The 21,862-nt window shown below is 67.7% G+C and carries 16 protein-coding genes, 1 tRNA gene and 1 pseudogene; 8 read left to right on the forward strand and 10 right to left on the reverse strand.

Annotated features, from left to right (window positions below; genetic code table 11):
* The first annotated feature begins 674 nt into the window (after positions 1-674).
* The 5 genes from ElP_RS07725 to ElP_RS07745 all read left to right on the forward strand — a co-directional run bounded on the left by ElP_RS07725 (position 675) and on the right by ElP_RS07745 (position 8,438).
* A complete protein-coding gene (locus tag ElP_RS07725) occupies positions 675-2,096 on the forward strand; it encodes a replication initiator protein A (RefSeq protein WP_145268061.1) in 1,422 nt (473 codons plus the stop codon).
* 230 nt (positions 2,097-2,326) lie between these two features.
* Positions 2,327-3,832, forward strand: coding sequence for an ATPase domain-containing protein (locus tag ElP_RS07730; RefSeq protein WP_145268062.1), 1,506 nt, complete (start codon positions 2,327-2,329; stop codon positions 3,830-3,832).
* Positions 3,825-6,284, forward strand: coding sequence for an ATP-binding protein (locus ElP_RS07735; protein WP_145268063.1), 2,460 nt, complete (start codon positions 3,825-3,827; stop codon positions 6,282-6,284). Before ElP_RS07730 ends, ElP_RS07735 begins: the two co-directional genes overlap by 8 nt.
* 375 nt (positions 6,285-6,659) lie before the next feature.
* Entirely contained in the window at positions 6,660-7,154 is a 495-nt protein-coding gene (locus ElP_RS07740; protein ID WP_197446800.1) for a J domain-containing protein, read from the forward strand.
* 151 nt (positions 7,155-7,305) lie between these two features.
* Positions 7,306-8,438 (forward strand): IS630 family transposase gene (locus ElP_RS07745; RefSeq protein ID WP_145268065.1). Its coding sequence is split into 2 segments (ribosomal slippage): positions 7,306-7,744 and positions 7,744-8,438, totalling 1,134 coding nucleotides; the frame shifts between segments, so codons are not numbered across the junction.
* A gap of 308 nt (positions 8,439-8,746) precedes the next feature.
* Here ElP_RS07745 and ElP_RS07750 read toward each other — a convergent pair.
* From ElP_RS07750 to ElP_RS39400, 4 genes are all read right to left on the reverse strand, one after another.
* Positions 8,747-9,340, reverse strand: coding sequence for a transposase (locus ElP_RS07750; protein WP_145268066.1), 594 nt, complete (start codon positions 9,338-9,340; stop codon positions 8,747-8,749).
* A 9-nt stretch (positions 9,341-9,349) separates the two neighbouring features.
* Complete coding sequence (locus tag ElP_RS07755) at positions 9,350-9,784, reverse strand: winged helix-turn-helix domain-containing protein (RefSeq protein WP_197446801.1); 435 nt, start codon at positions 9,782-9,784, stop codon at positions 9,350-9,352.
* Between the two features lie 220 nt (positions 9,785-10,004).
* Positions 10,005-10,274, reverse strand: coding sequence for a transcription termination/antitermination protein NusG (nusG, locus tag ElP_RS39395; protein ID WP_231749558.1), 270 nt, complete (start codon positions 10,272-10,274; stop codon positions 10,005-10,007).
* A gap of 113 nt (positions 10,275-10,387) precedes the next feature.
* Entirely contained in the window at positions 10,388-10,612 is a 225-nt protein-coding gene (locus ElP_RS39400) for a hypothetical protein (protein WP_231749559.1), read from the reverse strand.
* Between the two features lie 727 nt (positions 10,613-11,339).
* Here ElP_RS39400 and ElP_RS07765 point away from each other — a divergent pair.
* A tRNA-Val gene (locus ElP_RS07765) sits at positions 11,340-11,412 on the forward strand.
* Positions 11,413-11,715: 303 nt separating this feature from the next.
* Here ElP_RS07765 and ElP_RS41080 read toward each other — a convergent pair.
* From ElP_RS41080 to ElP_RS07785, 3 genes and pseudogenes are all read right to left on the reverse strand, one after another.
* A pseudogene (locus ElP_RS41080) lies at positions 11,716-13,125 on the reverse strand (tyrosine-type recombinase/integrase); the annotation flags it as partial.
* A 949-nt stretch (positions 13,126-14,074) separates the two neighbouring features.
* Positions 14,075-14,941, reverse strand: a complete 867-nt coding sequence (locus ElP_RS07780; RefSeq protein WP_145268070.1) for a DUF7133 domain-containing protein — start codon at positions 14,939-14,941, stop codon at positions 14,075-14,077.
* 203 nt (positions 14,942-15,144) lie between these two features.
* On the reverse strand, positions 15,145-16,416 hold the full coding sequence (locus ElP_RS07785; RefSeq protein ID WP_145268071.1) for an IS701 family transposase: 1,272 nt from the start codon (positions 16,414-16,416) through the stop codon (positions 15,145-15,147).
* 374 nt (positions 16,417-16,790) lie between these two features.
* Between ElP_RS07785 and ElP_RS07790 the strand changes: the two genes are divergently transcribed.
* Entirely contained in the window at positions 16,791-17,771 is a 981-nt protein-coding gene (locus ElP_RS07790) for a DUF932 domain-containing protein (RefSeq protein WP_145268073.1), read from the forward strand.
* Between the two features lie 17 nt (positions 17,772-17,788).
* Here ElP_RS07790 and ElP_RS07795 read toward each other — a convergent pair whose 3' ends face one another.
* Positions 17,789-18,445: a helicase C-terminal domain-containing protein gene (locus tag ElP_RS07795; protein WP_145268075.1), complete on the reverse strand. Its 657-nt coding sequence runs from the start codon at positions 18,443-18,445 to the stop codon at positions 17,789-17,791.
* 41 nt (positions 18,446-18,486) lie between these two features.
* Here ElP_RS07795 and ElP_RS07800 point away from each other — a divergent pair, with 41 nt between their 5' ends.
* Positions 18,487-18,777: a hypothetical protein gene (locus tag ElP_RS07800; RefSeq protein ID WP_145268077.1), complete on the forward strand. Its 291-nt coding sequence runs from the start codon at positions 18,487-18,489 to the stop codon at positions 18,775-18,777.
* On the opposite strand, the gene ElP_RS07805 is transcribed toward ElP_RS07800, so the two are convergent.
* Positions 18,764-19,426, reverse strand: coding sequence for a hypothetical protein (locus ElP_RS07805; protein ID WP_145268079.1), 663 nt, complete (start codon positions 19,424-19,426; stop codon positions 18,764-18,766). The genes ElP_RS07800 and ElP_RS07805 overlap by 14 nt on opposite strands.
* A gap of 98 nt (positions 19,427-19,524) precedes the next feature.
* Positions 19,525-21,198, reverse strand: coding sequence for a peptide chain release factor 3 (locus ElP_RS07810; RefSeq protein WP_145268081.1), 1,674 nt, complete (start codon positions 21,196-21,198; stop codon positions 19,525-19,527).
* Positions 21,199-21,862 lie beyond the last annotated feature (664 nt).

The raw sequence follows: 21,862 nt of genomic DNA on the forward strand, positions 1-21,862 counted from the left end.
CCGCTCTCCAACGCGTCCTTGGATACCCCGGAGGTCCGGAGGACCGGGTTCGGCGATGGCACTTGAGTATTCCGGCGCTCCGGTACTCCGGAATACCCGCGTGTTTTTTGCCATGACAGCCCGAGAGAGTGCTGCTAGATGCTAAAAGCGAATTAAAGTATCACGCGTTGAACAGAAATGGGCCCCAAGGCTTTCGAGCGACAACGAGCAGCTCACGCTCCCGGCGAACTCAGACGGGTCGGGGAGGAGTGCCTCAAGGCTTCGGATCTCCGAGCGGGGCCCATTGCTCCTCTTACATGCAGGCCGCTACCGGGATTGGAGGCATTCCGAGAAGAGCATGCCGTCGGCGGAGAGGCGAGGGGCCTACCGGGATTTCGAGCACATTCGTACCGGGATTTGGGGCATGCCGCTACCGAGGGCGTGGCCGGACGCGCTACCGGGATTCGGGGCACATCGCTACCGGGATTTCGGGCATTCGTTTACCGTGATCCGGGGCATACGGGCACCGGGATTTGGGGCACGAATGAGCCCGCCAGTACCGGGATTCCGGGCATAAAACCACCTCGTAAGTGCTTGGTCCCGCTGCCTTTTTCGGCCCGTAACTCTGTATCTAATAACTCGTGCAATAACACATCAACTCGTGGTGCCGTCTTTTCGGTTGAGGGGAGGGGAACATGTCCAAGGAAGGCGTAGCGGAGATCCTCCCCCACCGGCACGGGCCCCAGAGATACCGCGACGAGCTCAATTTCGCCGAGTTCCCGATCGCATCGGTCTCGGACACCGTCGCCGAGAACCAGAAGACCCTCGAGTTCACCGACGAGATCTTCGACCCCTCCTCCGGCAAGCCCGTCGCGAGGACGCTCACCATCACGGCGGCCGACAAGTTCGGGCTACCGACTGCGCTCGACGACGAGGTTTTGCTCGGCCTGATGCAGCTCTCGTGCGACCAGGGCTTCACCGACAGGAAGGTCCACTTCTCGCGCTACGAGCTGATCAAGCTCCTGGGCTGGAGGGACGAGTCGAAGTCGTACAAGCGGATCGAGGACTCGCTCAACAGATGGACCGGGGTGACGCTCCAGTACAGGAAGGCCTGGTGGTCGAAGGAGGAGCAGTGCTGGGTCAACGAGACCTTCCACGTGATCGACCAGGTGACCGTCTTCGACCGGGAGCGCATCGCCAGGCGGCGCAAGATGGCGAAGGGCTCGCCCGAGAAGGCGCTCTCGTCCTTCGTCTGGAACGAGACGGTCTTCCAGAGCTTCAAGTCCGGGTACATCAAGTCGCTCGACTTCGACTTCTTCAAGTCGCTCGATTCCGCGATCTCGAAGCGCATGTTCCGCTTCCTCGACAAGCGTTTCTACCACAAGGGCCGCTGGGAGTTCGACCTGCAGACCTTCGCCTGCGAGCACATCGGGCTCTCGAAGAACTACTCGAACTCGGAGCTCAAGCGAAAGCTCCTGCCGGCGGTGAGGGAGATCGAGGCCCGCGGGTTCCTCGCGCCGCTCGCCGACGCCGAGCGGTTCCTGAGGCTCCCCCGGGCAAACTGGAAGGCCGTGTTCGTCAAGGCGGCGAAGAAGCTCGCCGTCATCCCGCAGGAGGGCGACGACTCGCTCGTGAGCGAGCTGGTCGCGCGTGGCATCACGCCGCGCAGCGCCCGCAAGCTCGTCTCGCATCACCCGTCGTCGCGCATCGAGGAGAAGGTGCGGCTCTTCGATGGCCTGAAGACTCGGGGAGGCGAGGGCGCGATTCGCAATCGCGCCGGTTGGCTCTACTCGGCTATTGTCCACAACTATACCGACGCCGAGGCGGTGGCTGTGCCGGCGGCCACGCCCCGGCGGGACACGGCCGCCGCGCCTCCTCCTCGCGCCAAGTCGGATCCGCCGGAAGAGTCCCTGAAGCCGGAGGCCGTTGCATTCGAGGCATTCTGGGCCGCGCTCGATGAGGGGGCGAGGCGCGACTTCGAGGCCGCGGCCGTCGCCGCCGCACCGGCGTTCCTCCAGAAGCAGTTCCACGAGGGGAGCGACGCCAAGGGCTCGCTCTGGAAGGTCACGCGTCAGAGGATCCTCGTCGACTTTTTCTCCTGCTCGAGGGCCGGCTGAGTGCCACCGTCGGCCACGGGGCCACCATGGCCCCAGCGGTGGCGCGGGGCGGAAACCGGCTTCGTATAATGGGACCTCGCGAATGACCGGAAACGCCCGCCGTGGGCTTTCGCCCGGCCGGCCTGCGCCCCGTCATCGAGGTGCGGCCTGCGAGTTGCGATGGTGGGTCGTTCGGCGGTCTACGCCTTCGCGACGCATCATGCCGCGGACGACAGAGGAACGGAACTGAGATGGATGAGAACTGCGCACCCCACGACACCTGCGTCCCGACCGGGGTCCCCGGCCTAGACTATGTCCTCGGGGGCGGCTTCCTCAGGCGCGGCTTCTATCTCCTGCAGGGCGACCCGGGTTCGGGGAAGACGACCTTCGCGCTCCAGTATCTCATGGAGTGCGGGCGGCGGGGCGAGCCCGGCCTCTACGTGACTCTCACCGAGACCAAGGCCGACCTCGAGCTTGCGTGCCGCTCGCACGGGTGGGCCCTTGATTCGGTCGAGATCTGCGACCTCACCCGGGCCGACTTCAACCTGGCCGGGAAGTCCGACTACGTCGTCTTCCACCCCTCGGAGGTCGAGCTCGGGGAGACGACACGTCAGATCCTCGCCGAGGTCGAGCGCACGAAGCCCCAGCACCTCGTCTTCGACGGCCTCTCGGAGCTCCGGCTCCTCGCCGCCGATCCGCTCCGCTACCGCCGGCAGCTCCTGTCCCTCAAGCACCACTTCGAGCAGCAGGGGACGACGGTCCTCCTCCTCGACGACCGCTCGAACCCCATGGGTCATATCCAGCCCGAGAGCCTGGTGGGGGGCAACATCGTCCTCGAAAAATACCTCCCGGGGTACGGGGGAGCCAGGCGGCGCCTGAGCGTCACGAAGGTCCGCGGGGCGGACTTCCGGGACGGCTACCACGACTACGAGATTCGCAAGGGAGGGGTGGTCGTGCACCCGCGGCTCGTCGCGGCCGAGCACCACGACCGGTTCGAGCCAAAAATGTTCGCGAGCGGGGTCGCAAACCTCGACAAGATGCTCGAGGGCGGTCTCCAGGCCGGCACGACGACGCTCCTCCTCGGCCCGGCCGGCGTGGGCAAGTCGACCATCGGGATGCAGTACGTCGCCAAGGCCCTGAAGGAGGGGCGAAGGGCCGCGGTCTTCACCTTCGACGAGGTCATCGAGACCCTCTTCGCCCGGTCGGAAAAGCTTTGCCTGGACGGCATTCGCGGGCACATCGCGTCGGGTCAGCTCCACGCCCAGCAAGTCGACCCGGCCGAGCTCTCACCGGGCGAGTTCGCCGACAAGGTGAGTCGCGTCGTCGAGGAGGGGGCAAAGGTCATCGTGATCGACAGCTTGAACGGCTACCTCTCGGCGATGCCCGAGGAGCGGTTCCTGACCACGCACCTCCACGAGCTCTTCTCGTACCTGAACCAAAAAGGGGTGGTGACGATCGTCGTCGTGGCGCAGCACGGGCTCCTCATGGCCAACGCGGCGGAGCTGGACGTCAGCTACCTCGCCGACACCGTGCTCCTGCTCCGCTACTTCGAGGTCGACGCCCAGATCCGCCAGGCCGTGAGCGTCTTCAAGAAGCGGACCGGCCCGCACGAGCGGAGCTTGCGTGAGCTGCTCATCACGAAGAGTGGCGTGCAGGTCGGCGAGCCGCTCCGGGATTTCCGCGGCATCCTGACCGGCGTCCCGCAGTACGAGGGGAAGGTGAGGCCCCTGGTGGAGGGGGAGGCGGGCGATGCCTGACGATTCCGACGAAGGGCGTCGGCTCGCGCGGCGCGTGCTCATGCTCGCGCCCACGCCCCGGGACGCCGCGATGGCCCAGAGCATCCTGGCCGAGTCGGGGATCGAGTCGGCCGTCTTCGACTCGTTCTCAAGGCTCTCCGAAGCGATCGAGGCGGGCGCAGGGACCCTGGTCCTGATGGAGGAGTTCTTCGCCTCCGACGACGCGAGGGGGCTGCTCGAGATACTCGCCAGGCAGCCGGCGTGGTCGAGCCTGCCGCTCATCGTCTTCTCTTCCGGCAGGCCGGGGCTCTCGCAGGTGGGTCCGATCTTACGCTCGCTCCCGAGCGTGGTGCTCCTTGAGCGACCGGTCCGTATCGAGCCGCTTGTCAGCGCCGTCCGCGCCGCACTGTCGGCGAGGGAGAAGCAGTACGAGATCCACCGCCATCTCGAGGAACTCGAGCGATCCGGAGAAGCGATCCGCCGCAGCGAAGCGAAGCTCCGCTTCCTCGCGGAGCTCGATGCCGAAACGCGGCCCCTCTCCGAACCCTCCGCGATTACATCGCTCACGGCACGGCTCCTTGGCGAGCACCTGGGCGTCGACCGCTGCGCCTACGCCGAAGTCGAGGGCGAGGACGTCTTCGTCATCACGGGCAATTACCTGCGGGATGTGCCGAGCATCGTCGGCCGCTGGCCGGTCGCCGCGTTCGGGCGCGAGTGCGCCCGGCAGATGCTCGCAAACGAGCCGTACGTCGTCACCGATACCGACACGGATCCTCGAATCGGCCCGGACGACCTGCCCGCGTACCGGGCCACGACCATCCGGGCGGTCATCTGTGTCCCGCTCCACAAGGCGGGCAGGTTCACGGCCGCGATGGCGGTCCACCAGACGACCCCGCGAGGCTGGACCCCGGAGGAAGTCGAGCTCGTCCAGTTGGTGGTGTCCCGGGTCTGGGAGTCGCTCGAGCGGGCGAGGGCCGTGAGGGGTCTTCGCGAGAGCGAGCAACGCTACCGGACGCTGGCCGAGAACGTGCAGCAGCTCTTCTGGACCTGCCTCCCCGACGGGCGCTGCGACTACCTGAGCCGCCAGTGGGTCGACTACACCGGCATCCTCGAGGAAGACCAACTCGGCCTCGCCTGGCTCTCGCTCGTGATCCATCCGGACGACCGCGAGCGGACGCTGAAGGTCTGGATGGACGCGGTCCAGGACCGCGCGACCTACGACGTCAATTATCGGATCCGGGGGGCCGACGGCGGCTACCGGTGGTTCAAGACCCGGGGAACTCCCATCCGCGGCGACTCGGGCACCATCGTCAAATGGTTCGGCACGTGCACCGACATCGACGTGCAGGTGAAGGCGGAGGAGTCGCTGCGCGAGTCGGACCGGAAGAAGGACGAGTTCCTGGCGATGCTGGCCCACGAGCTCAGGAACCCGCTCTCCGCCGTCGGGAACGCCGTGCAGGTGGTCCGGAGGAGCCAGGCGCCTGAGCACCTGGAGTGGGCCAAGGACGTCATCGACAAGCACGTGCAGTCGCTCACGCGGATGATCGACGACCTGCTCGACGTCTCGCGCATCACGCGCGGCAAGATCGAGCTCAAGAAGGAGACCCTGGATGTGCTCCCCGTCCTCGGCGACGCGGTCGAGACCGTGCGACCGCTGATCGACGACCGGGGGCACGACCTCACCATCGCCCACTCCTCCCACCCCATGTGGGTCTCGGCCGACCCTCAGCGGCTCGAGCAGGTCGTCGTGAACCTGCTCAACAACGCGGCCAAGTACACCGAGGCGGGCGGCAAGATCACGCTCTCGGCCCGGCCCGACGCCGGCTCGGTCGCCATCACCGTGGCCGACAACGGCAGCGGCATCCCGCCCGAGAAGATCCCCGAGATGTTCCAGCTCTTCGCACAGGGGGACCGCTCGATCGCCCGCACGGAAGGGGGCCTGGGGATCGGGCTCACGCTCGTCAAGAATCTCGTCGAGATGCACGGCGGCAGCGTCACGGCCCGGAGCGATGGCGTCGGCAAGGGGAGCGAGTTCACCGTCCGGCTCCCCGCCGTGGGGGCCCCCAGAGCGGAGCGGCCCGCGAAGGCCGCCGGGGGAGTGGAGCGACCGCAGACGGGCGCACGCGTGCTGGTGGTCGACGACAACGAGGACTCCGCCCGCGGACTGGTGAGGCTCCTCACGATGCTGGGCCACGACGTCGAGGCGGCGCTAGACGGCCCCTCGGCGATCGAGGCGGCGCTGCGGCACCGGCCCGAGTTCGTGCTCCTGGACATCGGCCTGCCCGGGATGGACGGCTACGAGGTGGCCGAGAGGCTGCGGGCCGAGGGCTTCACCGACGCGACGATCATCGACGTCTCGGGCTACGGGGAAGAGGCGGCGAGGAAGCGTTCGCGCGATGCCGGATTCAACCACCACCTCGTCAAGCCGGTGGATTACGACCGGCTGGTGGCCCTCATCCGCAGGGAGCATTGAGCGGGAGCTTCGGCGACCTCCAGGGCCTCCTCCTCCCTCGAGCGGCATCAACACGACGGCAAAGGGGCGAAGGGCTCGCTGTGGAAGGTGACGCTTCAGCGGATCCCGAGGGCCCATCACGCGGACCGCGTGTCGGGCGAACGAGACGACGGCGACTAATCGGCCGCCGATCATAATAAGAGATGAGCATACGAGGGTGGGGGGAGGACGGACTTCTCGTTTTACTTGACTTGCCGTGCAGGGTGACTAATTTGCCGCACAGAGTAATTCATTGAGGTGGCCATGGATTTCGTTCGTCTCGTTGCCGCGCTGTTAGCCCTCTGCCTATTCTGCTCGTTCCTCAAGCATGCCCTTTGCCTGGCATGGCGGATCCCGATGATCCTGCTCTTCGGTCACCGAAGGGGAGCCGACCCCGACGTCGACCTCGACGAAGTCGATCCGCAACCAATCTTGGACATGGACGAGATGCCCTCCTATTACTGCATCCTCGGAAGGGACAGCCGGGGCCGTCGAATCTTCAGGTCGCGGTACGCCGACGGGCGAATCGGCTACTTCTATTTTGACAGAGAAGTGTCCGAAGCCCGCAGGCTCGGAAAGACGACGCTCCGCGAAACGACCGAACACCGACGTCCGGACGGCGAGTCCCCTCTAGCCCTCGGGTGGAAGGGGTTCGATGCAGATTCCTCGCCCTGGGAAATCCTGGGGGTCGCCCGCGACTCCTCGATCAAGGAGATCAAGGCCGCCTACCGCCGATTGATCACGAAGTTCCACCCGGATCGCTACCAAAACCTCTCCTCAGACGAGATCGCAGACCTCGAGCGGGACACCAAGTTGATCCATGCCGCGTACGCCAAGCTGGCGAAGTCGTAGACGCAGAGAGCGCGGGCCGAACGAAGACGAGACATTCGCCACGGGAGGGAGCGGCGGCGCACGGAACCCTTCTAGTGGTCGGCCACTGACGACTTGAGGGATGGGCTGCAATCGGTTCTCCTGGAGCCCTAACCGCTTCAGGAGCATCGACATGAAGAAGTACATCGTGACGCTCACCGCCGACGAACGCCAGGCCCTCCTCGATCTCATCTCCGCCGGCAAGGCCTCCGCTCTGAAACTGGCCCATGCCCGCATCCTCCTCAAGGCTGATGCCGCCGAGGGCGGGCCCGCCTGGCCCGACGACCGCATCGCCGAGGCCGTCGAGGTCTCTGTCGCCACCATCGAGCGGGTCCGCCAGCGGTTCGTCGAGCAGGGCCTGGAGGCCGCCCTGGTCCGCAAGACGCAGGCCCGTCCCAGCCGCCAGCGGGCCCTCGACGGCCGGGCCGAGGCGAAGTTGATCGCCCTGGCCTGCTCGGAGCCCCCCGACGGCCGCAAGGCCTGGACGATGCGATTGCTGGCCGACAAGCTCGTCGAGTTGGAGATCGTCCCCTCGATCTCCGACGAGACGGTGCGCCGCTCTTTGAAAAAAGCGAACTGAGGCCGCATCTGAAGCAGCAGTGGTGCATCCCGCCGGAGGCGAACGCCGAGTTCGTGGCGGCGATGGAGGACGTGCTGGAGGTCTACCACCGGCCCTACGACGAGACGCGACCGCTGGTCTGCCTCGACGAGGCGAGCAAGCAACTGATCGGCGAGACGGTCGTGCCGATCCCGGCAGCGCCAGGGCGGCTCGAGCGGTTCGATCACGAATACGTCCGCAACGGGACGGCCAACCTGTTCATGGTGACGATGCCGCTGCTGGGGTGGCGTGCGGTCCACGTCACCGAGCGTCGGACGGCGTTGGACTTCGCCGAGGTGGTGCGTTGGCTGGTGGAGGAGGTGCACGAGGAGGCGGAGAAGGTCGTGCTGGTGATGGACAACCTGAACACGCACAAGATCGCCTCGCTGTACGAGGCGTTCCCGCCGGAGCGGGCCCGTCGGATCGCCGGGAAGTTGGAGATCCACCACACGCCGAAGCACGGGAGTTGGCTGAACATGGCGGAGATCGAACTGTCGGTGCTGGCGAGGCAGTGCCTGGACCGGCGGATCGGGTCGAGCGAGGAACTGAAGCGGGAGGTCGCGGCGTGGGAGGAGGACCGCAACGAGCGGATGGTGGGCATTCGGTGGCAGTTCACCACGGCGGATGCCCGGATCAAACTGCACCGACTATACCCGGCAACTCAATAGCGGACGACCACTAGGTTTCTGAGAATGGAGACGATCGACAGCGGAAAGCCTGCGGAGCCAACTTTTCAGAATATACGATGACATGGATTAAAAATCTCCCTGAAAATTTCCCCACGAATGAGGCGAAACGAGGGGGGATGAGGCGGAGCAGGGGGGACTGTCCGGGACTCTGACATCGGCCGCACCCCCATGGAATACATAGATTTGCATAGCGAGCAAAAAGCATTGAGATTCACCCCCCGTGGAGGTTGGGGTCCACTCTTCGGCATTGTTTATTACTGACTCCAGCATGGCAAACGAGACGGTGGCTACAACTGGAGTGTCAGGGGTATTTCGGCGTGCCTGACGAAGGAGGCGAGCAGGTCACGACGCCTCCGCAGGGACGACAACTCGTGCCACAGGTGGGTGCGTAGCTCGTTCGTGTCCTCGGGGGCATAGTTCGGCAGCCGGTGGTACTTGGTCCAACCCCAGACCCCCTCGTCGGGGTTCGCCTCGGGGGCATAGCCGGGGAAGTCCTCGGTGACGATCCCCGGGTGCCTCGCCAGGTACGCCTTCACGACCGACGATCGCTCATGGATCTTGCTCTGGTCCCAGAGGATCGTCATCGGCCCCCGGGGCCGGCCCCGCAACTGGGCCAGGAAGGCGGTCGTGTCCCTGCCGTGGGCGTTGGCATTGTCCGGCAGCAGCAGGAAGACGAGGTTGGGCCGCCGCCGCACCGGGCTGACGGCCACGGCGCTGATCGCCGAGATCCGGCCCTTGCGATGCCACGCCCCCTGGATCGGGGCCTTTCCCCCGGGGGCGTAGGTGCGGCGGGCCACCGGCTCGAGCGGGGACCCCGACCCGTCGAGGAAGGCGAGTCGGGCCTTCCGCTGCTCGGCCCGCTCGACGATCCGGCGCAGCACCTCGGCCCTTCAGCGGGCGATCCCCTCCTCGTTGCGCTGCTTGGCCCGCCTCTGCGGCCTCTGGCCGGCCCGGTTCAGCCGCCGTCGGATGAGCTTGCGGGCGTGCTCGACGTGGTACTCCACGCCGAAGCGGCGGCGGATGACCTCGGCGACCCGGTGGGCGTTCCAGAGGTCGTTGGGCCAGCCGTGGGCCCTGGCACCCTGGAGCAGCAGGCCCTCCAACTCGCCGACCTGCTCGTTGGTCAGCCGGGGCGTCGGGCCGGGGTGCGGCCTGGCGACCAGGCGTTCGGGGGCCTCCCGGTCGAGCTTCACCCAGGTGTAGACGGAGGAGCGCCCGCAGCCGAGGAAGTAGGCGACCTTGGCGGGCGACTCCCCCTGCTTGACCAGTTCCACGGCCCGGCGGCGGCGGCGTTCGAGTTCTTCGGCGGTCCCGATGGGTCTCATGCCCATGCTACGAGCGGAGCCGCCCCATCGTTCAGTTCGCCGTGCTGGTGTCAGTAAGGGCTTACGGCGACGAGCCGTGAGCCCTTTTCGTTATCCTGATTGAGTGGGGCGATCCCGGAGAGGGCGACCCCCTGGGTCGGGGTCGTGATTGGGGCGACCGTGGGGCAGACCGCACGACGAGGGCGGGGGGGCGACGCCGCCCCCCTCGGCGAAGGGACGATCAGTCCCCGGCCGCCTCGACCTGCCAGGTCCCCGGCTCGACCATGGCCCCCCGGCCGAGGAAATGGACGACGGCGACGAAGTGGTCGCGATTGCCCCGACGGACCACCGTGCCGACCATCCCCATCAGCGGCCCGCTCAGGATCCGGACCCGGCTGCCCACCGGGTACTCCGGCTCGGGGGCCACCGGCAGGCCCGAGGAGAGCATCTGGTGGATCTGGGCCAGCTCCCCCCGGGTCCGGGGCTGGTCGTCGACCTCCAGGATGGCCACCAGCTGGCCCCCCTGTAGGACTCAAGCCGCTGTCGGGCGTCGGCGAGCAGAAAGATGTACCCGGGGAACAGGGGGATGATCGACTGGATCTTCCGGCCGCCGGGGGTCCGACTCTACCTGAAGATTTGCGGCAGGTAGTGGGAGAGCCGGCTGTCCCGCAGGAATCGGGCGGCGGCCTTCTCCTGGCGGGGCTTGGTGTGCAGGCACCACCACTTCCGGATCGCGTCCTCGTCCTCGACGCCGGGGGGCCCGGCCTGCGCATCGGGATTGGGGCCGGGGGACGGACGATGGAACAGGTCGGGTGGGAAGATCTCCGACTCGGCGGGCAGGATCGGCATTGTGGGGGTCATCTCCGTCGGGTCGCGGGTGACCGGCTGCGGGGTCGACACATCTCGGCCGGCCCGTCGGCCGCAAACGTGGGGCGCGGCGATAAGGGTTCGGGGGACTCCGCTCACGTCCGGGAACCGGGACCACGCGATCATTAAACGACGACCCTCGCGGCGACCAGAGGGGGCTCGGCCAAGAACCGCACCTCTTTTGTCATGAGCGGGTCGATCCGCTCGCGATCACTGCCGACGGTCCTCCCGGCGAACGGGCGAGCCCGGGGGGCGTACCGCGGCACAACCCAGTGGCCAGATGTGTACGATCTCGAAGGTGGGCAGGATTCGGCGCATTAGGCGAACTCGGGTGGACGTATTATTCCGATCGCCTCCGACGGCCACCTGGTCATCGCCGAGCACTCGGGATGTGAACGCCAGGCGATCGGACCCTGGCGAACCCGCCGGGCCGATGGCTTGCAGCGGTTGGTCCCGACCGAGGTCGCGAATGGCCCTCTGGGCTGTCTCGTACCGTCGAGCATCGATTGGGCGACGGGCGACGCCCGATTCCCCGGGCGAGATCATCGCCTCGGTGGCGAGCAGCTTCAACCGGGTATATGGGCTTCTACCGCAGGCCCCGACAACGACCGCGCCAGTACCTCCCTGCTCGCCAAGGGCCTCATGCACCCTCACTCCGGTTTGCCCGAAGCCACGACTCCCCGCTACAATAATTCCTTGATCAGCAACCGGGCGATTAGCTCAGCGGTTAGAGCGCCTGCTTTACACGCAGGACGTCGGGGGTTCGAATCCCTCATCGCCCACTCCGCCCCATTCTTGTCGTCGCCTGACAACTCTGCCCTTTCCCTGTCGCCAGTGGGACTTGCGGCAAGACCACCCATCTCGGTGGGACGAGACCCACAAGTGGACATTCTGTCAGGAGTTGCCACTGATTGCTCCCTCTTGCCGGGAGTCGGTGCAAGCGGCGGTGCAAGCGGCATCGAATCGCAAGTGCCGACCGTGGCGGCTCGGAACGCCTCTTGGAACTCGTCCGGCCGCGATTCGAGCGGCAGTTTTGGCAAGGCGTCGAGGGCGCCATGCACGTCAAGCAGCTTCGGGTCGGTGTAGATGTTCGCCGTGAGGCTCGGGTCGGAGTGCCTCATCGCGGCCTGGGCGGTCCGCAGCGGGACGCCTCCCCGGCTCAGGAGCGTGCCGAAGGTCGTCCGCAGGGCATGCACGTCGAGCGTCCGGCCCCGTTCGTCCCGCTTCGGGATCCCGGCGGCCTTCAAGTCGCGATCGAGAATGCGAACCAGCCCGTTGGGGACCTCGAAGACGGGCGTCTCTCCGGCCAGCCGGGCGGGGCTCGGCTTGCCGGCGCGGCGGGCCTTCTCCTGAAGGCCGGCGAGTCGGTCGGCTAGCCACTGGCGGAGGTCTGTCGCGAGGTCGCTCCTCACGACAACGCTGTTGCCTTCCCGGCTCTTCTCGTCCTCGGCATCGAGTTCGAGGAAGGGCATCGGGCCATCGAGCTTCAATTGGGCGACCGTGAGGGTGGCAAGTTCGTTCTTCCGAAGCCCAGTGAGCACCAGCGTCTTGTAGATGAGGGCACGCTCTCGCCCAAGGGCTCCGAGTTGCTTCCGGATCTCGGGTCGCACCTTCGCACTCCGCTGCCCCGTGTTCTTGCCCGTGCGTACGGTGAGCGCGTCCTCTAGGGGCCTCCGGCGAGCGGCATCGAGGAGACGCTTCAACTCCTCCTCGGTCATGGCCCGGCGACGGCGGCGTGGGTCTGACTTCGTGTCGGCCTTCTGGATGCCCTTGAACGGGTTGTTCATGAGCCTCCGGGAGGCAACGCACCAGTTGCCGAAGGCGATCAGCGCGGTGAGATCAACGTTCCGTGTCCTGGCCGATGCCCCTAGCTTGCGCCTGATCCCGAGCCAGTGCTCGACGGCCGTACGGTCGAGGTCGGCGAGCGTCCCAAAGTCGCAACCGGCGAGCACGGTTTTGAGTACCCGGCGCGTCTCCTTGACGTGTTTCGCCGTGTTCCCGCTCGCGTCAAGGCTAATCAAATACGCCTCGACATGCTCACCGATCGGGAACGCCAATTGACCTGCGGACCTGACCTCGCTTGCCGAGATAAGGCCCGCCCGGATTCGTTCGGCCTGGCGTTCCCACTCGGCGAGCATCTGCTTGGCGGCGTCCCGGTCCCGGCAGGCGGTCGGCCTTGAGACGACGATGCCGCTGCCGTCCCGGTACTTGGCGGTGTACGTGCCCGACTCGAAGAGCAGGCGCTCGGAGCCGTCGAGCCCAACCGTGATCGGGGCCGTCTGGAGCTTCCCCTTCGCGTCGCGCCAGCGGGCGAGGCGCTCGCCCTTCCTCTGGATGATCTCCGCTCCGAGCGGGAGCGGTTTCGTATAGCTCTTCCGGAAGACGCTACCCATCGTCTGGTTTCCTTTCCTCCTGGGACGAGAGGCCGAGGACACGGCCCGGCGATCATCTCTGGTCCGTCGTTGCGAGCGGTTGCCCCGCACGAAGTGCATCATGCTGGCTCGGACTATTCGCGTCACCCGCTCCGGATCGTTATTACCCGTACCGATCGAGACAATCGCCTCTGACTACGGCTGGCGACCTGTATGCCTGCGTCCACATGGTACATCTTGCACATGCCTCTTGCCCGGTCAACAATTGAAGATTCGAATGATGCTCCAAGTCATCGGCCGCAGACCGTGGCGGTCGGCAGCCCGGATGTTCGACCTTGAACGAGCGTTCTGGCAAACAGGTGCAGCGTCGGCCGGAGTGACTTGAAGAGGCGGGTCTGACTAAGGATGAGGATTTGCCGTCCGCTGCAAGCACGCGCGTACTGGCGGATGATTCATCGCCCAAGGGAACCAAGAGGCGTCGGGAATGACGAGGACGGATTACACCTTCGACCCCGGGTGGCCCCCCCTCTCGCGAGGGCCCGACGAGCTAACGTTACCGACCTAATTTTTCTTGTCATGCTTGTTTGAATTTATATTATTGTGAGCCAAAAATAACGCAAGTTGTTATGGGCAATAGGGGGGGGCATCCCCTCTGGTTCAGGGGGTGGGAGTGGCGGACACGTCGGATCCACCCGTCAATTGAGGATTGACGACCGACTAGACATGGCTGTCCTTCGAATCGGTCTCCTCACGCGGACCGATCCAGGAGGTATCGGGGCCATAGCTTGAGGAGTCGCCACGCCCATCCTAGGAATCGGATGTGGGGCGGCTGCCGGAGCCGGCCTGCCATCACGAAGGATAGGCAGTGCAGGCAGTGCGTCCCATGTCCAGGGCCAGCTTCATAGACGAAGTGGCCCAGGATCATGCAGGCGAGATGGCAGTAGAGGCGGGCAAGATGTCGAAACATGGTTCACCTCATGCGTAACCGGGCAGGCTTGCCTCGTCTGCATTCAGGTGAGTTGCGATTGGACCCCGAGCTCCGGACATTTTTTTCTAGGTTGGCGAACCTCGCTTAAAGATCCTTATCAATGGCCGGAGCCACCGAAGTCAGGGGGGCGTCGACGTCTCCCAGCAGCCGGACCAAGGCGGCGACCGCCCCCGCGCCCCGCTCGGCCAGTCGCCGCTGGGCGACCTCCCGGACCGATCGGGCGGGATGCGACAGGGCGACGACCAGCTCGTCGAGGCTCGCCCGGCAGGGCCGCCCGCACGCGGCGTCGAGGAACCAGGAGGGCCTGGTGCGGGCATGACTCGGGCCGGTGTACGTCAATCGCAGCAGGCGACCGACCGAGACCGCCTCCTTGGTGTCGGCGTGCTGCCAGTCGCAGATGTAGAGGCCCAGGCCGTCGGGCGCGACCGCGATCCCGACCGGGCGGAAGTCGCCGGGCGGGTCCGAGAAGACGTCCGACCTCGAGTCGGCCCGGAACGTCGCCCCGTCGCGCCGCGGGACGACCCGCAGGACCTGCCGCTTGCCGAAGTCGGCCAGGAACAGGTTGCCTCGGTACTCGGCGGGCAGGGCGTCTTCGGTGTAGCAGAGTGCCCCGGTGGCCGCCCCGCCGCCGTAGTCGGCCATCATCCAGAGCGTATAAGGGCGCCGCGGCACGAAGTCGAACGGATAGCCGTACTCGCCGCCGTCGACCATGTGGGTCAGGCGGGACATCCAGTCGTGCTCGTCGGTGTTGTCGTAGGTGAAGATCTCGTCCTCGGCGTCGAGGGCCACGTCGAGGATGTTGCGGACGCCCGTGCAGTAGACCTCCAGGTCGGTGCCGTCGGGCCGCAGCCGGAGGACGCCGCCGCCGTACAGGTCCACCCGCCTACCGTCGGTGCCCACCGCCCCGTAGACGCCCTTGTCGCCGACGGCCACGTAGAGGTAGCCGTCCATGGCCAGCCGGGAATTCGCCGGGACGTGGTCGTTCCAGTCCAGCGCCCAGGATTCGGGTTGGTGCTGGCGATGAGGATCCGCTTAGTACTACTCCGTTAGTATCTGGGGTGGCGAATCGGTGAGCCCCCGACAGTAGGGGCAATCATGCCGGCAGATCGGGGCCAGCAGCCGCTGCAACGCCCGCCGGATCGACGGCAGCGTGATCACCGGACCTCGGCGCCCCCCTTTTTGCCCGGCCGGGATCGCCCCCGACGGGCTCGTCGCTGTTCCGATGCCAGGAAGCCGTAGGCCAGCATCACCAGGCAGGCGTGGTGGTGGAAGCCCCGCCAGGAGCGGCCCTCGAAGTGATCCAGGCCCAACTCCTCCTTCATCTGCTGGTAGCCCTGCTCCACCGGCCAGCGGCTCTTCCAGAGCCGCACCGCCTTGATCCGGCTAGTCCGTGGCGGCAAGTTGCTGACGGCATACTTGATCTTCCCGTCGGCCTGCTCCTCGATCAACAACCGCACCGGCTCTGCCCCGACGCACTCGCCGGTGGCCCAGCCGGACGCCGGCCAGACCCGAAGCCAGGCGAAGCGACCCGACAGCTTGCCCTTGGTCCCCTCACGCCACGTCCCCTTGTGCCGCGGCGTCCTCGCGGCCAATTCCTTCAAGTTCATCGGCCGCGGCGCGCCCTCGGCCAGGCGATGCCGCTTGCGCGGTCGGCCGCCCGTGCCGGCCTTCGGCTCCTCCCAACTCGGCGGCGCGGTGAAGCCGACCAGCTCGTCGGTGACCCCGACGATGTACCGCAGCCGCCGCTGCTCCAGGCCGTCGCGGAAGTCGCCCGAGACGCCGTAGCCGGCGTCGGCCACGACGAAGCGGCCCGGCAGGCCCTCGGCACGCACCCGGTCGAGCAACTCCAGGGCGATCTGCCCCTTGCTCAGCGGGCGGCGTTCGGGCTCGGGTACGCCGGCCTCGTCGAGCCGCTCCTCGTCGCCCAGCCAGCGTCCCGGCAGGTAGAGCCGCATCGCCAGCGGGCAGTGGCCCTCGGGGCTGACGTAGCGGACCGAGGGGGCCACCTGGCAGTTGGCCCGCTTGCCCAACGCGCCGCAATACTGCCGCTGGACCCCGACGGAGTGCTTGCCCTGCTCGGGGAAGCTGGTGTCGTCGAAGACGAAGATGCCCCTCGGCGAGGCGAAGGCCTCGGCCATGACGGCGCGATGGCGCCTCCAGACATCCCGCTCGTCCCAGGCGGCCTGGTTGACGAACTGCTGCAGGGCCTGCTCGGGGTCGGCGACGTCCAGGCCGGCGGGCAGGGCGACGCGTCGGGAGAGGGGCTCGATGCTCTTGCGTTCGCCGTCGATGAGCAGGCCGTGGAGATAGACGTGGGCCCAGGCGGCCTGCCGGGCGCGGGCGAAGTCGGGCCGGAACCGGGCGGCGTAGGCGTCGAGGCGTTGCAGGACGTCGGGGGGAAGTTCGGGGGTGTAGGTCTTGCTCATACCTCACGGTACGAACAAACCGCCTCGATCGTTCCGTAGAACCCAACGGAGTAGTACTAACACAACGTTGGTGTCAGAGTCCGCGATCATCAGCCGACCTGAGCTTCAAGCAAGGGCCTGATCCACCATCCCGACGAATCTCGGACGAAACCGAGACGGCCGGAGTTCACCACGTCGGGGAAGATCGACGTCGATCGAGATCGAACCCGACCGCCAGGCCATTTCGCCCTGCCCGAACCTCCCACCAAGCCCCTCGCACGTCTCATCACCCTCCGCTCGTCAACGCGCCGCCGCCCTCGGCCGGGTAGTTCCTCGTGAGGCCCGGACGATCGGGCCCCGCCTCGGGGCCAGCCCCTCACGAGGAGACCACCACGTTGGCCCACGAACTCGCAACGATCAACGGCCGCACCGCCATGATGTACGTCGGGGAGGTCTCCTGGCACGGCCTGGGCTCCCGCCTCGACGCCCCGGCCACCGCTAGTGAGGCCATCGCCGCCGCCGGGCTCGACTACGACGTCGCCCTGGTCGAACCGGCCACCGAGACCGGCATCCCCATCCCGAACAAGCGGGCCGTCGTACGCACCGACACCGACGACGTCCTGGGCGTCGTCGGGACCAGCTACGTCCCGGTCCAGAACCGCCAGGCCTTCGCCTTCCTGGACGCCATCGCCGCCGAGAGCGGCATCCGCTACCACACCGCCGGGGCCCTCCGGCGGGGAGAGCGGATCTGGTTGCTCGGCAAGCTCCCCGGCAGCATCCGGGTCAAGGGCTCGCACGACACCACCGAGAAGTACCTGCTGCTCTCCAACAGCCACGACGGCTCGTCGGCCCTGCGGGTCTTCTTCACCCCGATCAGGGTTGTCTGCAGCAACACGTTGGACATGGCCGACCGGGGCGGCCGGGGCGAGGGGATCGCCATCCGCCACAGCGGCAACCTGGCGGCCAAGGTTCGGCAGGCCCAGGAGGTCCTCGGCCTGGCCCGCCGCTACTACGACGACCTGGAAGTCCGCATCGACGCCCTGGCCGGCCACCATCCCACCGCCGCCCAACTCGCCCGCTACTTCGAGGCCCTGTATCCCGACCCGGAGCAGGGCAGCAACGCCCGGGCCCGCAACGCCCGCGACGCCCTCTACAACCTCTTCGAGCGGGGCAAGGGCCAGGACATCCCGCAGGTCCGGCACACGGCCTGGGCCGCCTACAACGCCGTCACCGAGTTCGTCGACCACCACCGCTCGACCCGGGGCCGGTCCGAGCACGAGCGGGGGGCCAACCGGCTCGAGTCCGCCTGGTTCGGCTCGGGCAACCGGCTGAAGGAGCGGGCCTTCCGGCTTGCCCTGGAGATGGCCGCCGGTTGAGGTGGCATACGGCCCCGTCAGGCCAAGGACGCCGGCGTTCCGGTTTCCTCCGGGGATGGCGTCCCAGCCCTGACGCGGTCGATCCACGCGTGGAGCGCCGCCATCGAGCGTCGGTGCATCTCCTCCCTCGACATCACCCCGTCGAGCGGGATCACCCCGTCGAGCGGGATCACCCCGTCGAGCGCGGCGTCCGCGAGGATGCGCTTGTACTCGATGCAGCGTTTCCTCAGGTCGTCCCAGGACCAGACCCCGGCGCGATCCTCCCGGAGGGCGACCATCGGGATGATGACCTCGATCTTCCTGAAGGCCGAGCCCTGCCGCCGGATGCGGCCGATGATCTGCTCGTACTCGGCGTGCGTCCAGGTGAGCGACAGGAAGACGAGCCGGTCGCAGACGTCCTGGAGGCCGTCCACGCCCGTCCCGATCGGCGCCGACCCGACCAGGACGTCGACCTCGCGCCTCTTGAACTTCCCGAGCCCCGCCTTGTCCTCGCCGGTGTAGACGCCGACCTTCAGGAACTCCCCGCCGGACGCCCCCGGGATCGCCTCGACGGCGGCGGTGACGGCCTCGACGATGCCCGTGACGTAGTGCGTGTAGATCATCGTTCCGGGGCGTACGACCTCCGGGAGGTACGCCAGCTTCGGGCCGAGGAGCTTCTGCTCCATCGACAGCACGTTGCCGGGCGTCCGCCAAGCGGGGCGAACGCTTCGAGGCGTTGGAGCCCCTGCGTCAGGGGGTGCGGGAGCACTTCGGCGGCTTCGACCGGGGGGTGGCCGAGGGGCTGGCGATCCGCCGCGATCACGGCAGTGCCCACATGAGCGATGACTTCCGCCGGGAGCTGGAGTCCCTCGGCATGGAGAGCGCGCCGGGCTTCGTGCGGGAGCCGCGGGGGGACGGCCGCGCCGAGCGGTTCATCCGCACGCCCGAGGAGCAGCTGTTGTGGATACGGGCCTTCGCCACGGTCGCCGAGCTGTCCGAGGCGTTGCGGGAGTTCAAGCACACCTAAGACGAGCGGTGGTTGATCGGCCGCCATGGCCATCGGCCGCCGAGTCAGGTGCGACGAGACCTCGCCGCTGGCCTGCCAGCAGCGGCGTGAGTACCATCAAGACCCCGTCCAGACAACTCAAAGGCGATACAAGGGAGATCGAGCAGTCGATCCTCCCGGAGGGTGCCTCGTAGTAGGCCTCGCCCAGCTCGTAGTCGTAGAACATGCTCGAGATCGGCGCGCGCCAGTCGTGGACCAGCGGCTCCTTGCTGTCGGGGTCGGCGAACGAGTGGACGCCGATGTCGACGTTGGCGAGGGCCCCGCTGTCTCGCATGTGTGTGTGGATGCGGCCGAAGTAGGGCGACTCGATCAGGCGTTCCAGCCGCCTGCGCTGCTCGAGGGCATGTTCGCCGACCCGGGACGCCATGTCGGCCGCCTGCCGCAGGTTTGCCTTGTCGGCGTGGTCGAGGTCGCGGCTGTGTTCCTGGAGCTGCATCTTGATCTCGTCCATCTCCCGGTGGCGCGCAACCACGCTCTCGTGGACCGCCTTCAGCGCGTCCCCGATCGTGCGCGTCATCGACTCGTGGTATTCCCGCTCCTCGGCCTCCGTCGGGTTCAGGTCCACGGTCGCGATCTCCGCCATTCCGGTGCCCTGCCGATCGTGGCTCATGTCGTCGTCCTCGCATGCCAGCCGGGCGTTCGTCGCCGGCCGGGTCGGTGTCTCTCTCTCGGGACGCAGCCGAGTTACGGAAGCCCTCCCGACGCCACTCAGCCGGCCGAGCCGAATCGGACGCCGGGGTTCCGGCCGCGGAAGGCGTCCAGGTCGAATGCGCTTTGGAACAGGGCGACCACCCGGCCGGAGCGGTCCAGCGTCAGGAGGGAGCCGGGGGGCATCCGCAGCAACGACGTCGGCTCGCTCTCGACCCGGTGAGCCATCGTGTATGGCAGCGGCTCCAGGTCCGTCGCCACCCCGTACTCCGACTCCAGCCGGGCCTGCACCACCTCGAACTGCAACGGCCCGACGGCGGCGAGGATCTGCTCCCGGCCTCCCTCCGCAGGATCGCTGAAGGCCTGGATCGCCCCCTCCTCGACGAGCTGCTCCATCCCCCGCGCGAACTGCTTGCGCCGCCTGGTGTCCCGGCAGGTCAGCACGGCGAAGTGCTCGGGGTCGAACTGCGGCAGCGGCTCGTACCGCACCGGCTCGCCCTGGTAGAGCGTGTCGCCCAGGCGGTACTGGCCCGTGCTCGCCAGGCCGATGATGTCGCCGGGGAACGCCTCCTCCACCGCCTCCCGGTCCTGGGCGAAGAGCCGGTGCGACCGGGACATGCGAAGCTTCTCGCCGGTGCGGGCGTTGACCACCTCCATGTCCCGGACGAATCGCCCCGAACAGACCCGGAGGAAGGCGATCCGGTCCCGGTGCTTCGAATCCATGTTCCCCTGAACCTTGAAGACGAAGCCGGAGAACTCGGGCCGGTCGGGGGGCACGGGCCCCCCGTCGCTCGGGCGAGGACCCGGCGGCGGGCTCAGGCTGAGGAACGCGTCCAGGAACGCCTCGACGCCGTAGTTGGTCAGGGCGCTGCCGAAGAGCACCGGCGTCACCTCGGCCCGGAGGAACCGCCCGGGGTCGAACGGCTCCCCGGCGCCGTCCAGCAGGGCGATCTCGTCGAGCAGGGCGGCCCTCGTCCCGGCATCCAGCAGCGGACAGGCGGGGTCGTCCCGGTCGCCGTCGGTCGTCGGCACCACCAGCGAGCCGGGGGCGCCGTCCTGGAAGATCGAGACCCGGCGGGTGCGGCGGTCGCAGAGGCCCCGGAAGTCCCGGCCCGAGCCGATCGGCCAGTTCAGCGGCGCCGCGCCGATGCCCAGCACCTCCTCCACCTCGCCCAGCACCTTCAGCGGGTCGCCGCCGGGCCGGTCCATCTTGTTGACGAACGTCAGGATCGGGATCTTCCGCAGGGCGCAGACCCGGAACAGCTTCTCGGTCTGCGCCTCGACCCCCCTGACGGCGTCGAGCACCATGACGGCGCAGTCGGCGGCCATGAGCGTGCGGTAGGTGTCCTCGCTGAAGTCCTGGTGGCCCGGCGTGTCGAGCAGGTTGATGCGGTGGCCCCGGTAGTCGATCGCCAGGGAGGTGGAGGTGACGGAGATGCCCCGCTGCCGCTCCAGGTCCATCCAGTCGGAGGCGGCGGCCCGTCGGGTCTTGCGGCCGCGAACCATGCCGGCCACGTCGAGGCGGCCGGCGTAGAGCAGCAGCTTCTCGGTCAGCGTCGTCTTGCCGGCGTCGGGGTGCGAGATGATGGCGAAGGTCCGTCGCCTGCGGACCTGTTCCCGGACCGCTGGATCGACGCCCCAGCCCCCCCGCGTCCCGACCGCTTCGCCTGCGGTCGTCGCACCGATCCCATCGGAATCACCGCCGATCGCCCGCTCGTCATGCCGGAGTCGCATCTCGTCGCCCCCTCTCGCTCGGTGAAGGTCTCGGCCGTCCCTCGGTTCGCCCGACTTCGGGCGTGGCCGGACGTGTCGAAGCCCTCGCCCCGGGGGCTCGTCGATTCACGCCGGTGATGGGTTGCCTGTCGTGGCCGCCGACGCAGGGAGTAGTCGGGCGGTCCACGGGCGATCGGGAGGCGCAGCGTGCTCAGCCCGGCGAGCGGGCGTGCCCGACTGCGTGGCCCTCACGCGGGAGGGGAGGGACGATCAGGGGGGACTGACCGGTGAGGTCGCGGCGAGGAGACGACGGCCTGGGATGCGGAGTCGGCCCGAGGCGGGGGCGCATGAGGAGGCGTAGAGATCGGGCCGGGTCGGCGGTCGGAGGGGAGCGATTGGCATCGTTGGGTGCCCGTGGTCAGCCGAACGTCGGGAGGAGGTCTCCTGTCGAGACATCACGTCACACGCGGGCGTCGGCGTTGGAGATTCTACCCGGAACGCATCGGTGGCGGAACCCGAGGGGCATCCCCCTCGTCCTGGAGCCGTGCCATCGGTGCCCGTCGCCCCGAGGAGGATGCTGGGGACGCCGAGGCGAAGGGCTCGAAGGGAGCTGAGCGGCGGGGCCGATCGCCCCGCCGACGCTCAGGCGGCCATCGGCTCCGCCCCGGTCGGAGACCTCGGCGAC

The sequence above is a fragment of the Tautonia plasticadhaerens genome (genome assembly GCF_007752535.1).
Taxonomy (GTDB): Bacteria; Planctomycetota; Planctomycetia; order Isosphaerales; family Isosphaeraceae; genus Tautonia; species Tautonia plasticadhaerens.